A 14,693-nucleotide genomic window follows, 5' to 3' on the forward strand; every position below is an offset into this window, starting at 1 on the left:
ATTATGGGTGCAAGTTCTGCGCTAATTTTTGGTGTTTTGATCAATGTTGCTATTTTATTGATCTTTTTCCGTTTTTTAATGCAATTGGCGGCAGTCACTCCCTACAATCCCGTGGTGCTTTCAACAACGAAAGCGACCAAGATTGTAGATGTTTTCAGCCGTATTTTCCCAACGGTGAGCAAAGGACGGGTTAATTTAGCCGCATTGGTTTTGGTTATTTTGCTTTACTTCCTCAAAATGTGGGGAGAAAAGCATTTAGCTGGCGTTGGTACGGGGAGCACCTTGTATTTTATTGTTTCTACAGTAAAAGAAATGCTATTGTCTTTAGTGACGCTCCTTAAATATATGATTTTTGCTTTTATTATTTGTAGCTGGATCATGATGCTTTCACAATTCCGATCGCCTTATATGGAGGTGATTCAGGAGTTGGTCGAGCCGATTTTGGCACCTTTCCGTAAAGTGATGCCAAGTATGGGGATGATTGATTTATCACCGATTCTTGCATTTTTAGTGTTATTTGTAGCTGAAACAATGCTCAGAGCAATTGTCTAGCTTTGATTAAAAAAAAAGAGATGCTTAGCATCTCTTTTTTTTTGCTCAGAATCAGGGTTAGTGTGCAGCGTCCCAATTCAGCCCTTGTCCAACTTCAACCACAAATGGAACTGAGATTTTCAAGACGGATTGCATTACTTCGGCGATTTGCTTGGAAAGTTCATCTGCAATTGCTGCGTCTGCTTCAAAGACCAATTCATCGTGTACTTGTAACAAGAGTTTAGCTTGTTCTTTTGGTAACATTTGATCCACGGCAATCATCGCTAACTTGATGATATCTGCCGCACTGCCTTGCAGTGGCGCATTAATCGCAGCTCGTTCAGCGGCTTGCTTGATCATTTTATTGCTTGCCAAAATATCAGGTGTATAGAGGCGACGACCTAAAATTGTTTCAACAAAACCTTGTTCACGTGCGATCTGACGCGTGCGCTCCATATAATCCAAAACACCTGGATAACGTTGGAAATAACGTGCGATATAGCTACGTGATTCTTCTCGAGTAAAGCCCAGTTGACGGGTTAAGCCAAATTCTGACATGCCATAAAGCAGACCGAAGTTGACGGCTTTGGCTTGGCGACGTTGGTCATTGGTGACATCTTCAATCGTAATGCCCAATACTTCTGACGCCGTACGACGGTGTACGTCTTGTCCTTGTTGGAATGCATGGATCAAAGCATCGTCTTGAGAAAAATGCGCCATCAAACGCAGTTCAATTTGTGAATAATCGGCTGCCAATAGCACGCGACCTTCAGGTGCTATAAAGGCTTTACGGATTTGTCGTCCAATTGGGGTACGAATAGGAATGTTTTGTAGGTTTGGGTCTGTCGAAGATAGGCGACCTGTGGTGGTCAAGGCTTGGTGATAACTGGTGTGAACACGATGTGTTGTATTATGAGATTGCTCAATCAGACGGTCAGTATAGGTATTTCTCAGTTTTGCCAAGCCGCGGTGTTCTAAAATGACTTCGGCGAGTGGATGTTCAATTTTTTCTAAGATACTTTCACTGGTACTGAACTGTCCCGTAGCCGTTTTTTTACCGCCTTTAATCCCCAGCTTTTCAAATAAGACTTCACCCACTTGTTTTGGTGAAGAAACATTAAAAGCTTCACCTGCCAGTTCAGTTGCCTGATTTTCTAGTGTTTGTATGGTCTTTGAAAATTCAACACTGAGCTGATCAAGGAACTGATGATCGAGCTTGATGCCATCTTCTTCCATGGCAGTCAACACACGCGCAACTGGCATTTCGATATTGTGTAGAATATTCACAAGTTCTGGGGAGCTTTTTAATTTTCCTGATAAAACTTCATACAGTCGATAAGTGACATGCGCATCTTCGGCTGCATAATGTGCTGCAACTTCGAGTTCAATTTGATTAAAGGTTTTCTGTTTGGCACCTTTACCTGCAATTTGCTCAAAGGTAGTGGTCAAATGGCTCAGATAAAGTCGTGCGACATCATCCATACCATGACGTGTGGCTGCTGCATTCAACACATACGATGCCAGCATGGTATCGAAGTACCAACCTCGAATGGTAATGCCATGATTGGCAAAAATATGGGCATCATATTTTAGATGGTGACCAATTTTCTTGACCTGCTCATTTTCAAGGATTGGTTTGATTTGAGCTAAAACTTGGTCACGATTCAGTTGTTCGGGTGCACCTTCATAATCATGAGCCACAGGCACATAGAATGCATCATTAGCATCAAATGCGACTGAGAAACCAACCAGTTCGGCAATACGATAATCTAAATTCGTGGTTTCTGTATCAATGGCAAAATGATCTGCTTTTTGCATTCGTTGTAACAATGTATCCCAGTCTTGTTGTGTGAGAACTGTATGATAAGTGGCTGTTCCGAGCTGATCATCTTGACTTGAAAGTGTGGCGTGATCTTCGGTCACAATCGTTTCAGCTTTTTGCTCTGCTTTCACAATTTTTTGTGAGGTTTGCTGATAAGCAGAGGTATTTGGATTATTCGGGTGGTCTAAAGATTGTAATTGATTACGGAATTCGAGTTCTGTATAGAGATCACGTAGCTGATCGACATTTGGATTGCTGAGTTTGAGCTCATGCCAATCTAGATTTAACTCAAGATCACAGACAATACTTGCCAATTGGTGATCAATTTTGATGTTGTCTAAGCTGTCTTTAATGTTTTGACTGATTTTGCCTTTTAGCTGATCGACATTGGCAATAATATTATTCAGTGAGCCGTATTCATTGAGGAGCTTAGCTGCAGTTTTTGCACCAATACCTGGAACCCCCATAATGCCATCTGATGCATCGCCCATGAGGGTGAGATAATCAATAATTTGATGCGGATGAACGCCAAATTTTTCAAAAACACCGGCTTCATCAAGCACACGTTCTTTGAAACTATCTTCGAGTTTGACATGTTCATTGACCAGTTGAGCCATGTCTTTGTCGCCGGTGGAGATTAAAACATGATGACCTTCACTCAGCGCTTGTTTGGTCAAAGTTCCAATAATGTCATCCGCTTCTGCACCTGCGAGATAATATAAAGGAATCCCTTGTGCCTTAATTAATGCATGTAAATAGGGAATTTGTTGAGACAATTCTTCGGGCATACTTGGACGATCACCTTTATAAATAGGTGAAAGCGCGTGGCGAAAAGTAGGTTCAGGCGTATCAAAAATCACCGCCATATGCGTTGGTTGTGTACGACGCATCAATTTTTGAATTGCTGAAATTGCACCACGTATTGCATTGGTATGTAAGCCAGTAGACGTCGTTAACGGGGGTAACGCGTGATAAGCACGAAATAAAAAATAAGACCCGTCAACCAAGACAAAAGGTGGCATTTCGCAAATCCTAATTATAAGTTAGCAGGTATTTTACGTGAAAAAGTGTTGTCTGTCCTTGTCACCGTGTTGTGCAATGACGAGTTACGTCGCTTTAAAAAATTGCAGTATTTTGTATGCAAAAATAGCTGCTTATCTAGTGATCAAGTAAGATAGCCTCAATGAAGCTGTTTTATTGATATAAGTCTATGTATAAAAAAGACAAACAGGGAATTGTCATTGTTTTAATTGCTTTGACTGTGTTGCTGGCTTGCGCCATTGCATTTAAATGGCAGGGAACCATTGTTGCTGCCACCGTGGGACTAACCGTTGTTATTGTGCACATCCTTTCTGAAATTCATCAACGCTTATGTCAGTTGGAACAAGCCTGTTCTGGTTTTTCGGATCAATCCGCTGGAATAGTGATACAGCGGGTACTGATTTATAGCGCGGCATTGGTTGCATTATTTGCTTATGCCAATACGTGGATGTGGCTGGCAGGTGGTGCTTTATTGGTGCTGATGCTGTGTTTGATTCAAACCATCAGTGCATTTCAAACCAGATTGCTACATTTAGAACAGTCTTCAATTGCTGCACAGAAAATTGAATCCACACATTATTCTCAAGATATAGAACCATCACAGTCTTCGACGACAACCGCTGCTTTCCCAGTGTCTGAGCTACAACATCCTGCTTGGATGCAAGCCAATACTGGATCAAGTCCAAGTCAACAAACTAATACTCAAAACCCGCTACCGATAATCCCTGCTTCTGAAGCTAAAGATGCGGCATGGTGGCAGCCTGCATTTGATTGGATGATCCATGGCAATCCAATTTTGCGTGTTGCGGTGGCGATCTTAATGGTTGGTGTGGTATTGCTGTTACGGTTTGCCAGTGAACATTGGCAGTTAAGCCTCGGTGTAAAACTCGGCTTTATCGCCTGTGCAGGTGGGATCACGACCGTTGCAGGTTATTTGCTACAAAAGAAAAATCAGCTATTTGCAGTGGCTTTACAAGGTTTAGGTTTAGCGATTGTCTTTTTAACACTTATTTTCTCGCATCATTTTGCAGTGATTGCTAGTTTGACCACTGCCAGTATTCTTTTTGTGATTTTATTATTGGCAACCGTCTATCTCAGCCTCAAACAACAAGCCCTATATTTGGCCATCCTTGCGTTGACCATGGCCTATCTTGCGCCATTACTTATTCCGCAAAATCATCCTGATGTCATCTTTTTATTTGCTTATTATTTTCTGATTAATTTGGCTGTTGCCGCCGTTAACTTTATTCAACCTTGGAAGATCCTGCATCAAATTGCGTTTTTTGCCACCATGTTTATTGGTGGAGCGGTCATTGCTATTTATGCAGAACATCAGCAATACACAACCCTTGATTTTATCCTCTGGTTGCATATCGCCTTATTTATCTGGCTGAGTATTCGTTATAGCCAATTGATGTTACGTGCGCAAAACCTGCAAGAAGAAACAGCGCCTAAAGCACAGCGTTTACAGCCAATTTTGGATGTTGGGCTCATTTTCAGTGTGCCTGTGCTCGGTTTTTCTTTACATGCTTATTTAATGCATAACTCAACCTCAGCATTGACTTGGGGTGCAGTTGCATTGGCGGTTGTTTATATCGTTTTAAATATCTGGATTAAACGTCAGCATCCCCAATTATCGATCTTAGCAAAAAGCTTTTTTATCCTTGCAGTGGTCTTTATCGCACTGATCTTCCCGCTTGCCAAAGGTGCACATTGGACCTCAACCGGTTGGGTGATTCAAGGAACGGCATTGATTGTGTGGGGGGTGACTGAACGTTATCGTTTGAGTCGTTACATTGGGGTGGCATTGGTTTTATTCAGTTCAATTGCACTGATGTTCCAAGTTTGGTCCAATGACCATTTCCCAGTCCTCAGTACTGTCATTTATGCCTTAGCTCAATTTATCTCGGCATTCTATTTATTACATTATCAACAAGTCGAAAAGTATTTTAGTTCACGCATGTTGAGTGGGATTTTTATCGCATTAGGCATGTACGCGGGTTCGATCGCTGTTGTCGAGTTGATGCAGTGGCAGCAACATGGACTCAGTCCTTATTTAGCAGTTGCTGTGGTTTTACTGGCGATATTTAGCGTTGCAGTTTATTTGAAATCAAAATTGCAATGGCAGCATCTACAGCTCACCTTGTTGGGCGGACTATTATTTTTACTCTATAGCGCAAGTTTGGCTGAAAATGTCTATTGGTTAGGGCATTGGTCAAGTTATTTAAGTCAAGTGAGCTTTTTGATTGCTTCAATCGGACTATCTTTGATGCTCATAGCGTTGAAACCATTCGTGTCCAAAACTTATCTACTGGTGTGGTCAACTTTGCTTTGGTTGGGCTTGGCGAGCATTGGCTTGGCTATTTTCCCGATCATGCCAGTGATTGCTTTAGCACTTATCCCAGCGATCTATAGTATTTGGTTGTTTACATCGAAGCAGACCCAATTGCTGCATCAGCTCCCTGTCTGGGGTTTAACCTTGTTTTGGCTGCTACTGGTCAGTCTAGATCCTTATTCTGCTGAGCAATATTATAGTGTGCCGCTGTTAAATTTGACTGACATTCTGTCTTTGTTGATGTTCATTGGCATGATTTGGATCATTTATCATCACGATTTCAGTGCTGAACGATCGATTGAATGGGGCTTTAAAGTCACAACTATTTTAATTGGTTTGTTGGTACTTAGTAGTGTGGTGGTTCGTGCTATGCACCATTATTTGGGTACGCCATTATGGGGTGGGGCAATTTGGCAAAATGGTGATGTGCAACTGAGCTTGACCTTATTGTGGATGATTTTGGCTTTTGTATTAATGACTTTTTCTAGTCGTCGTCATATTCGTCAAATTTGGTTTGTGGGTGCTGCGTTGTTAGGGATCGTGGTGGCTAAATTGTTATTACTTGATCTATCGCAAAGTGGCACATTGACCCGTGTGATTTCATTTATTGGGTCTGGTGCTATCATGTTGGTGATTGCATATCTTGCACCTTTACCACCTGCGATTGACGAGCCTGAGAAACAGCGTTGATTATTTTTCTTTCTGTTCTTTTTTGAGCTCTTTTTGGTGTGTATATTGATCGATTTCGTCATTTTCCAATGATGCAGGTCGATCAATTAAACCCATTTTTGGTACTGGAATTTCAATCTCATTTTCCAAGAAACCATTACGAACACGTTCCTGCATTTCATCACGAACTTGAATATAGTTTTCTTGACGACACCATACCGCAAATAAAATTTCGATTGAGGATTCTTTAAAAGCAGTCACTGTGACGGCTGGTTTAGGGTCATCCATCACGAGCGGATATTTTGATGCGACATCTAATAACACCTGTCTGACTTTAATAATATCTTCGTGAAAGTTAATCGCCAGTGTAATGGGAATACGCCGTATTGGATATTTAGATAAATTCATGACCGGTGCACGAATCAATTGCTCGTTTGGCAAGCGAATATACACATTATCTAGTGTGAGAAGCTTGACCGAAAGTAGGTCAATCGAAATGACTTCACCTTCAATGGTATGTCCTCGAATCAAGGTGATTTGAATAGTATCACCGACTTCAAAAGAACCTTCACCGATGAGAAACAAACCACTAATCAAATTGGATGCAGAGGTTTGTGAGGCAAAGCCCAGTGCGACGGTGAGAATACCTGCCGCGCCTAAAAAAACGCTGAGTTTAAATCCTGCTTCTCTTAGACTGGTCATAATGAACAGTAAGAAAATGAAATAGAAAATCCCTCTACGCCACAAAAGGCGTTGATGTGCATTGAGTCGGTTGCCAATGGTTCGAATAAAGGTATTGGATAATAATCTGGCAATGATAAAACCAATAAAACACAAAATAATCGCGACTACAATTTCACTGAGTCGTGCAAAATTAATATTGGTAAATATGCTGGTGAGGTTGCTTGCAACATCTTTTGGAATATTGGAATCTGGCATAGCAACCTCTTAAAAAAACGAGTCAAACATATTCAAAAAAGTACTATTGGGTGAGCGTGGAGGGTGAATGTAGGTCACTTCTCCTGCTTGATTTGGCGTTCTATTCTCGATGCGAATTCGTGCTTGTTCAGCACCATCATAATAAACCTTGATCTTGGAGGTCCATAGTCGCCCAGTGCCTTCGCTATAAAATAGAGGGAGGGCAGGAACGGGGACATTCATACGGTCAAAACGAAGTTGATGTGGGCTGTTGTTTTGAAATTCGATGGGCGTGACTGCGCGAAAAGCACGTGGTGTTAAAAGGTTTAAATCCGTGCGACCATCAACCGAAGTGGCGTAGCAAATTTCTCCATGTTGAGGATTTTTGCCGAACCACGTGTCTTTGGATTGAATCACAGGAATGTCAAACAAAGGCTCTACCAATCCATCAGCCAAACCAGCAATCCACAGAGGGGTACTGATATAAAGTGTTCCCCGTTGACCTGCTGGGATATAAATAGGATCTACGGGTTTAATGACCACTGAACGATCAGCCAGACGTGGCATCAAATGAAACGTCTCATTGGTTTTATGCAGCATGTAGCGTTCAATTTTTGCAGGTTGTGGCATTGCAAATTCAGTATCCGTTAGAATTCGCCACTGTTGTTCATAATCGTTCTGATAGTGCGGACGATGGTATTCCAATCGCCACTCTTTAATTCCGCGTGTGAGGCGGAAGAGTAATGAACCGAATTGCCAAGCTTTGGCTTGTTGAATTTCAAATTTTTGTTCGCCCCACCACTTCAAAGATTCTGAATGAGGCGTTTCATATAGATTATTTTGAGACAAGATGCAAAATTCCTTTGTGAGGATGCTAAAGAGACTTCACGCTGTAACCAGCTTAGAGTACACTCAATGCTTTCTTTTATCATTATTTGTGTGATGCAAATACTTAAACAAATACAAATTCCATATAGTTTTGCCAAACGGCATGGCGTTTTGTTCCGTTATGAAGGCGATCAAGTTTTTATTGTGCGACGCAAGGAAACGGCGCGTATTGCTTTGCAGGAAGCACGTCGAATTTTGGGGAAGTCAGCTCATGATCAACTTTGTACCGAGCAAGAGTTTCATGCTTTACTCAGTTCAAGCTATGCAGGAGATACAGGCGAGTCGCAACAAGTTGCCGCGGGTTTAGAAGATCACCCGGATCTATTGAGCTTGGCGGATCAAGTTCCTGAAGCGGAAGATTTGATGGATCAGGAAGATGATGCGCCGATTGTGCGTCTCATCAATGCCTTACTGTCAGAAGCAATTCGTGTCAGTGCATCTGATATTCATATTGAAGCCTTTGAGAAAAAACTTTCGGTACGCCTGCGTGTTGATGGTCAACTGCGTGAAATCGTACAGCCGCGTCGTGAGTTAGCGCCGTTGTTGGTTTCACGTATCAAAGTCATGGCTAAACTTGATATTGCAGAAAAGCGAATTCCGCAAGATGGTCGTATTTCCTTGCGCTTAGCTGGACGCGAAGTTGATGTGCGTGTATCGACATTGCCATCATCACATGGTGAACGCGTGGTGATGCGTTTGCTGGATAAGCAAGCTGGGCGTTTAAATATGACCCATTTAGGCTTGATGCAAGGTGATTACGCACGTTTAACTCAATTGGTACATCGTCCGCATGGCATTATCCTTGTGACTGGACCAACGGGTTCGGGTAAAACCACGACATTGTATGCGGCACTCTCTGATCTGAATGACCACACGCGTAATATTTTGACTGCGGAAGATCCGATTGAATATCAACTCGAAGGGATTGGTCAAACACAGGTCAATACCAAAGTTGATATGACCTTTGCTCGTGCGCTTAAAGCGATGTTGCGTCAAGATCCTGATGTGGTCATGGTCGGAGAGATCCGAGATCTTGAAACGGCTGAAATTGCGGTTCAAGCGTCCTTGACGGGTCATTTGGTTTTATCAACGCTACACACCAATACTGCAATTGGTGCAGTCACGCGTTTAAAAGACATGGGGATTGAGCCTTTCTTACTTGCAAGCTCTCTGATTGGCGTGATTGCACAACGTTTGGTTCGTACTTTATGTCCACATTGTGTGACATGGCGTAGAGCAGATGATTTCGAACAACAGCTTTTCAAACACCTCGATGTCAATCATCAAATGGAGTTACCAGAGCCGCAGGGTTGTGAGCATTGTTCACACGTAGGGTTTAGCGGACGAACGGCAATTTATGAAATTGTACCCGTTGATGAATCCATGCGTCGTTTGATTCATGGCAATGCTGCTGAATATGAGTTAGAAACCTATGTTCGTAAACAATCGGGCTCAATTCGTGATGATGGTTTAAGAAAGGTCTTGGCTGGCAAAACCACTTTAGAAGAAGTGTTGCGCGTCACCAATGAAGCTGCCGAAGGATAAGCGATCAGCGGCACGAATAAAAACAGCATGGTGAACCCATGCTGTTTTTTTATCAGCGAGAGTATTATTCAGCGGTGACGATATTAAAATTCACATCAATATTATTGCGTGTTGCATTCGAGTATGGACAGACGATGTGAGCAGCATCAACCAGTTGCTGTGCCTCTGCTTGCTCCATTCCCAAGAGATAGACATTTAAAGTCACTTCAATACCAAATCCATTTGGAATAGGGCCGATCCCAACTTCACCTTCAACATAAGCATCTTTACTTATATTGAACTTATCGCGATTCGCAACAAACTTCATTGCTCCCAAGAAGCATGCAGAATAACCTGCGGCAAAAAGTTGCTCTGGATTAGTGACAGCACCACCAGCACCGCCCATTTCTTTTGGCACACCTAATTGAACATCTAAAACACCATCAGAAGACGTTGCACGGCCATCACGACCACCTGTTGCTTTCGCTTTTGCGCTATAAACCACTTTTTCTAAAGACATGATTATTATTCCTGAATATTATTGAATAGCATTAGATCGTACGCTATATGAATGAAAAAACAAGTAAGTAAAGGTTGTTCAATTTTGAATATTAAGCGCTTATTGTTATAGGATTTGTTTACCAAAGCTCTGCAATTTTTTTCATTAATCTTGCTCTATAACGAGCGGTGGGGTTACTTATATTTTTCTGAGCTTCTTGCTCATAATACTGCTGCCATGCTTTGATCATTTCCAAGGTTGTCCCTTTTTGTTTAATGATCACCACATCTTCAGGCTGAATATAGTCTAAGCGTTGTCTCGCACCTTCCGCCCCTGTGCCCCAGCCAATGATCCATTGACCAAAAGTATTGAGAGACAAGTTTTGTGGTGTGGATAAATTATTTTGCGTATTGGTTGATACATCAGGAATATCTTCTACTGATGTCGCATGGAGTGGTGTCGTTGCCCCTAGAAAAAACAATATGCTAATAAATCTAAACATGAACAAAAGCTTAATAAGAATGAATTGACAATATTATTTCACTCATCCAATAAAGTCATTTTGCTTTGTTCGACAGAGTTCAATAATTTGTATTAAATCATGATTTAAGTAGGCTGACATGAATAAAAATGATCAGCACAGTCAGCTCATGCCAAAAATATAAAGGTTTAATTGAAGTTTAGATATTTAAAGTAGGAAATATATTTCTAATAATGGATGAGTTGGCGATGTTGCATCAACGGCATTGCAAGACGTACCGCTTCTTGTTCTGCGAGATCAAAAGTTGAGCTGATTAAAGCATGGCCTTCTGTATTGAGCATTTGCACCAGTTGACCACGACTATCGGTGATACCCGCATGCCCCCAAGTTTGACGCTGCTGACCATGCCAACCTTGTTGTGCTGCACCCAAAACATAACATTGACTATCCATTGCACGCGCTTGCAACAATAACTGCCAATGTAATTGACCTGTGCTGTAAGTAAATGCAGCGGGAGCAGTTAAAATATTTGCACCTTGCTGACGTAAAGTTAAGGCAAGCTCAGGGAAGCGTAAGTCATAACATACCATTAAGCCAATATTGCCAAATGGTGTTTTTGCCACAACCACTTGATTGCCTGGCTCAAAGAATTTTGATTCTTGATAACCACCGACGCGATCTCCAACCTGAACATCAAATAAATGAATTTTGTCGTAGCGCGCTTCTGTGCCTTCAGGGCTAATACATAGACTCACAGTCCGAACGCGGCCGTCGGGAACGATTGAACCATCGGGGCGAAAAGGGCAAGGGAGTGTGCCAGCAACGATCCAAATTTGATAGTGGTGAGCGAGTTGCTCTAAACGTTTTTGAATGCTTTCAAATTGAGCTGCAGTTTCACGTTGTTTACCTGCAGCAAAACAGACAAAGTTTTCAGGAAAGACAATCAGTTTTGCGGCTTGTGCCTTACTTTGTTGGATCAATGATTCAATGACAAGGAAGTTAGCCTCAATGTCATCTTGGGAGTTCATTTGTACAACGGAAAGTAAGGTCATAAGCCAGTCACGATACAGAATTTAGTGATCAAACATTTTGTTTTTGTACATCGATACTTAAGCAATCTTGTTCTTTTTGCAATTGTTTAACCAGAGGCTCAAACATATTCTGGTTGTTTTCATTCAAACGCATGAGTGTTTTATGCGCGTCAAGCACGGTGTTAAGCATAGCACTATGCGTGATATGTTCTTCAGTAAGCTCTAGTGTGCATACATTAGGATCACCACAATAATCCAAAATTACAAACACTTGTGCTAGCCCCATGCTGTTGGCTAAGGTTGTAATATCGGCATTGGTTGAAAGCATTACGGCTTGTATGTGATGCGCTTGCTTAAGTTTTAAGCCTAGTTTTGCCAGTATTCCTAAGACGGTACTGTCAATAAAAGTGGCTTGGGTAAGATCAACAATTGCACCAACAACGTTCTGTTGTTGTTCAATTCGGTTGAGGAGTTTGTCTAGACTTATACAAGAGTGAGCACGCACTTCGCCAATAAGCTTGAAAATATGCGTTCCGTTCAAACTTGCATATTCAACATGACCTGTTGACATATAAATGCCATTTTCAGAGAAAGGATATAAAATTATCCCATAGTGATATTCCAGACACAAGGGCTTGGATACTGTGAACTGGTTAAGATATTGATTTTATGATTAATTCATTCGGCATAAACTTAGAATGGCAATGTCATCGGCGACATGTTCTGGGGCTCGGAAGGAGTTATTCTGTAGATGTTCGACCAATTGATTAAACTGATCATTCAATCCACCATCGAAAGGTTCAAGCGCGCCGTCAGAACATAAAATGAACCGTGCTTGACGATTGAGTATACAGTGATGCTCTTCAACTTCGAGTTCTTCTGTGAGCCCTAAGGGAAAACTACTGGTTGATAGAATTTGTGGTGGTTGGTTTGGTTCAAAAATAATAGGAGGAGGATAGTGTCCTGCGCTCGACCAGCGAACTTCGTTTGTTACTAGATTTAGAATCCCTGCTACCATCGTAATATGTTTTTCTATATTTTCTTGCATCAACATGGCATTAAGTTTTTGAATCAGTTGACTTGGCGTTTTTGATCGACCATGAAAAGCTGCCATCCATGACGTCAATAAACTACTGGTGACACCATGCCCTGAAACATCAGCTAGATAAAATAAGACCTCTTCATCATTTAATCGCCAGTAATCGTACCAATCTCCCGATAAATAGGCAGATGGTTGGAAAAACGATTCAAATTGATAGTTTGGTAATTGAATTGGATTTGGTAAAAGACGTTGCTGTAACTCTGCCGCAGAGGGAAGGTCGCGGCTGTCTTGATTTCGCTTGTATTGCGCATCAATTTTAAATAAAGCATGTATTGGATTCTTGGGAAGGTTATCCCACATCCAACCTGCTAATGCACCCATTTCCCAAGCTTGAGCAAGTGCAGCACCTTCATGCTCAAATGCAAGCACAATGGTTGGAAGTTTCCATTGATATTTTAGGAAGTCTTGTACATCAGCAATCGCAATAATTGTTTGATCATACAAATCCAAATCATTCACTTGAATGATTTGGAGGGTCGGTAACTCAGTTAAAGCTTGATCTAAGTAAGGTATGGAGCGTGTGGGTTGAATGAAATACATTGATGTATTGCCAATCCTTTGTATGATCACTTTTTAATTCATCATAGATGAAAGATAACTTAAAACCTAGTGTTGCTAGCGTTTAAATTCACTAGCGACACATAAGTTTGTAAGACATTATTTTAATTTAACTATTCTTCATCTGAAAATGATTCATCATTATCATCTGCATCGTTGATAAAGGAAATGTCATTTGCATCACCACGTTTCTCTGCAATTTGGAAAGCCTTACGTTGCAAATAAAAGTCACGAATCATCGAATATTTATCACCTTTCAAGCTTTCTTCAATATCAAGAAGCTGTGAACGAGCATCTACAGCTTGCAATACATTGCTTGACCAATAAATACCATCTTGATCGTCGAGTAAATATTTCTGCGGACGACCAAAACTATCTGCTGCTAAGCCAAAACCATCTCGAAACGTACTTGGGCCAAAAAACGGCAACATGACATAAGGGCCAGAAGGAACGCCGTAATAGCCTAAAGTCACACCGAAGTTTTCTTCTTCTGTTGATAACCCTAAACGACGAGCAGGGTCAGCAAAACCTAAGGTTGTGAGTGTATTCACAGTAAAACGACCTAAGGTTTTTGCCGCACGGCTAGGTCGACCTTGAATCACTTGATTCACAGCATTCCACGGTTCGCCCAGATTTTTACGGAACTGACGATAAGGGCTACGAACCTCTACAGGAACTTTAGCAACATACTGTATTGCTACCGGTTTCAATAGGTTGCGGTCTAATGCATCGTTAAAAAGGAAAATCTGACGGTTTAATGGTTGTAATGGATCTTTCACTTCATCTGGCTGAGCGGCATTTGCATTGACTTTTAAATCATTTTTAGTGAGATGTTTTAAATCTTTTATTGCTTGTATTGTTGATGTCTTATGTTCATTTGAGATTACAGTTGGATTGCTATCGGTTGCTGCTTTATTAAGTGTCTCTTGAGCAAATACGGATGAGCATGCTCCAGCAGTTAACAACCCAAGCAAGATAAAATTGGAGTAATGCATATTAATCCTTAATCGCGGTCTGAGCGAAATACGGTCATAAAAATGATTGTACTATTTAGCACAAAACATATTAAGCAGAATACAGTTAAAGTACTCATCTATTATTAAAGCAAATTCACTGACAAAATATAAGAAGAAATGTGAAATTGATCTAAAAATATCCACTTAAATAAATAAATTAAAAAAAGGGGTTGTGTGGAGTTAGAAATGCTGTAGAATGCACATCCATCGGCGGTGATGCAGATAAAAACTTGTTGAGAAACAAGGATTTGGATTGAAAGATTTAAATCTTGAGTTTG

12 protein-coding genes are annotated in these 14,693 nt (G+C 41.2%); 3 read left to right on the plus strand and 9 right to left on the minus strand.

Going from position 1 to position 14,693, the window contains the following annotated elements; genetic code table 11:
* Positions 1-3 precede the first annotated feature (3 nt).
* The gene (locus F991_RS13740; RefSeq protein ID WP_004672550.1) at positions 4-552 is read left to right on the plus strand and encodes a YggT family protein; all 549 of its coding nucleotides are present in this window, start codon (positions 4-6) and stop codon (positions 550-552) included.
* Positions 553-609: 57 nt separating this feature from the next.
* On the opposite strand, the gene polA is transcribed toward F991_RS13740, so the two are convergent.
* Positions 610-3,375, minus strand: coding sequence for a DNA polymerase I (gene polA, locus F991_RS13745; protein WP_004672551.1), 2,766 nt, complete (start codon positions 3,373-3,375; stop codon positions 610-612).
* Between the two features lie 188 nt (positions 3,376-3,563).
* Between polA and F991_RS13750 the strand changes: the two genes are divergently transcribed.
* Positions 3,564-6,419, plus strand: coding sequence for a DUF2339 domain-containing protein (locus tag F991_RS13750; RefSeq protein ID WP_004672553.1), 2,856 nt, complete (start codon positions 3,564-3,566; stop codon positions 6,417-6,419).
* Here F991_RS13750 and F991_RS13755 read toward each other — a convergent pair whose 3' ends face one another.
* The gene (locus F991_RS13755; RefSeq protein WP_004672555.1) at positions 6,420-7,337 is read right to left on the minus strand and encodes a mechanosensitive ion channel family protein; all 918 of its coding nucleotides are present in this window, start codon (positions 7,335-7,337) and stop codon (positions 6,420-6,422) included.
* 9 nt (positions 7,338-7,346) lie between these two features.
* Positions 7,347-8,165, minus strand: a complete 819-nt coding sequence (locus F991_RS13760) for a hypothetical protein (RefSeq protein WP_004672557.1) — start codon at positions 8,163-8,165, stop codon at positions 7,347-7,349.
* Between the two features lie 93 nt (positions 8,166-8,258).
* On the opposite strand from F991_RS13760, the gene gspE reads away from it, so the two are divergent.
* Complete coding sequence (gene gspE, locus F991_RS13765) at positions 8,259-9,749, plus strand: type II secretion system ATPase GspE (RefSeq protein ID WP_034595181.1); 1,491 nt, start codon at positions 8,259-8,261, stop codon at positions 9,747-9,749.
* A gap of 64 nt (positions 9,750-9,813) precedes the next feature.
* On the opposite strand, the gene F991_RS13770 is transcribed toward gspE, so the two are convergent.
* From F991_RS13770 to F991_RS13795, 6 genes are all read right to left on the minus strand, one after another.
* A complete protein-coding gene (locus tag F991_RS13770; protein WP_004672561.1) occupies positions 9,814-10,248 on the minus strand; it encodes an organic hydroperoxide resistance protein in 435 nt (144 codons plus the stop codon).
* Between the two features lie 118 nt (positions 10,249-10,366).
* On the minus strand, positions 10,367-10,729 hold the full coding sequence (locus F991_RS13775; protein ID WP_004672562.1) for a DUF4951 domain-containing protein: 363 nt from the start codon (positions 10,727-10,729) through the stop codon (positions 10,367-10,369).
* A gap of 206 nt (positions 10,730-10,935) precedes the next feature.
* Positions 10,936-11,760 (minus strand): carbon-nitrogen hydrolase family protein, encoded by an 825-nt coding sequence (locus F991_RS13780; protein WP_004672563.1) that lies wholly within the window; start codon positions 11,758-11,760, stop codon positions 10,936-10,938.
* A gap of 28 nt (positions 11,761-11,788) precedes the next feature.
* Positions 11,789-12,310 (minus strand): anti-anti-sigma factor GigB, encoded by a 522-nt coding sequence (gene gigB, locus F991_RS13785; RefSeq protein WP_004672564.1) that lies wholly within the window; start codon positions 12,308-12,310, stop codon positions 11,789-11,791.
* A 102-nt stretch (positions 12,311-12,412) separates the two neighbouring features.
* Positions 12,413-13,381, minus strand: a complete 969-nt coding sequence (gigA, locus tag F991_RS13790) for an RsbU family protein phosphatase GigA (protein WP_004672565.1) — start codon at positions 13,379-13,381, stop codon at positions 12,413-12,415.
* A gap of 131 nt (positions 13,382-13,512) precedes the next feature.
* Entirely contained in the window at positions 13,513-14,394 is an 882-nt protein-coding gene (locus tag F991_RS13795; protein WP_004672566.1) for an MlaA family lipoprotein, read from the minus strand.
* Between the last annotated feature and the right edge of the window lie 299 nt (positions 14,395-14,693).

The sequence above is a fragment of the Acinetobacter sp. CIP-A165 genome (assembly GCF_000367985.1).
Classification (GTDB): Bacteria; Pseudomonadota; Gammaproteobacteria; order Pseudomonadales; family Moraxellaceae; genus Acinetobacter.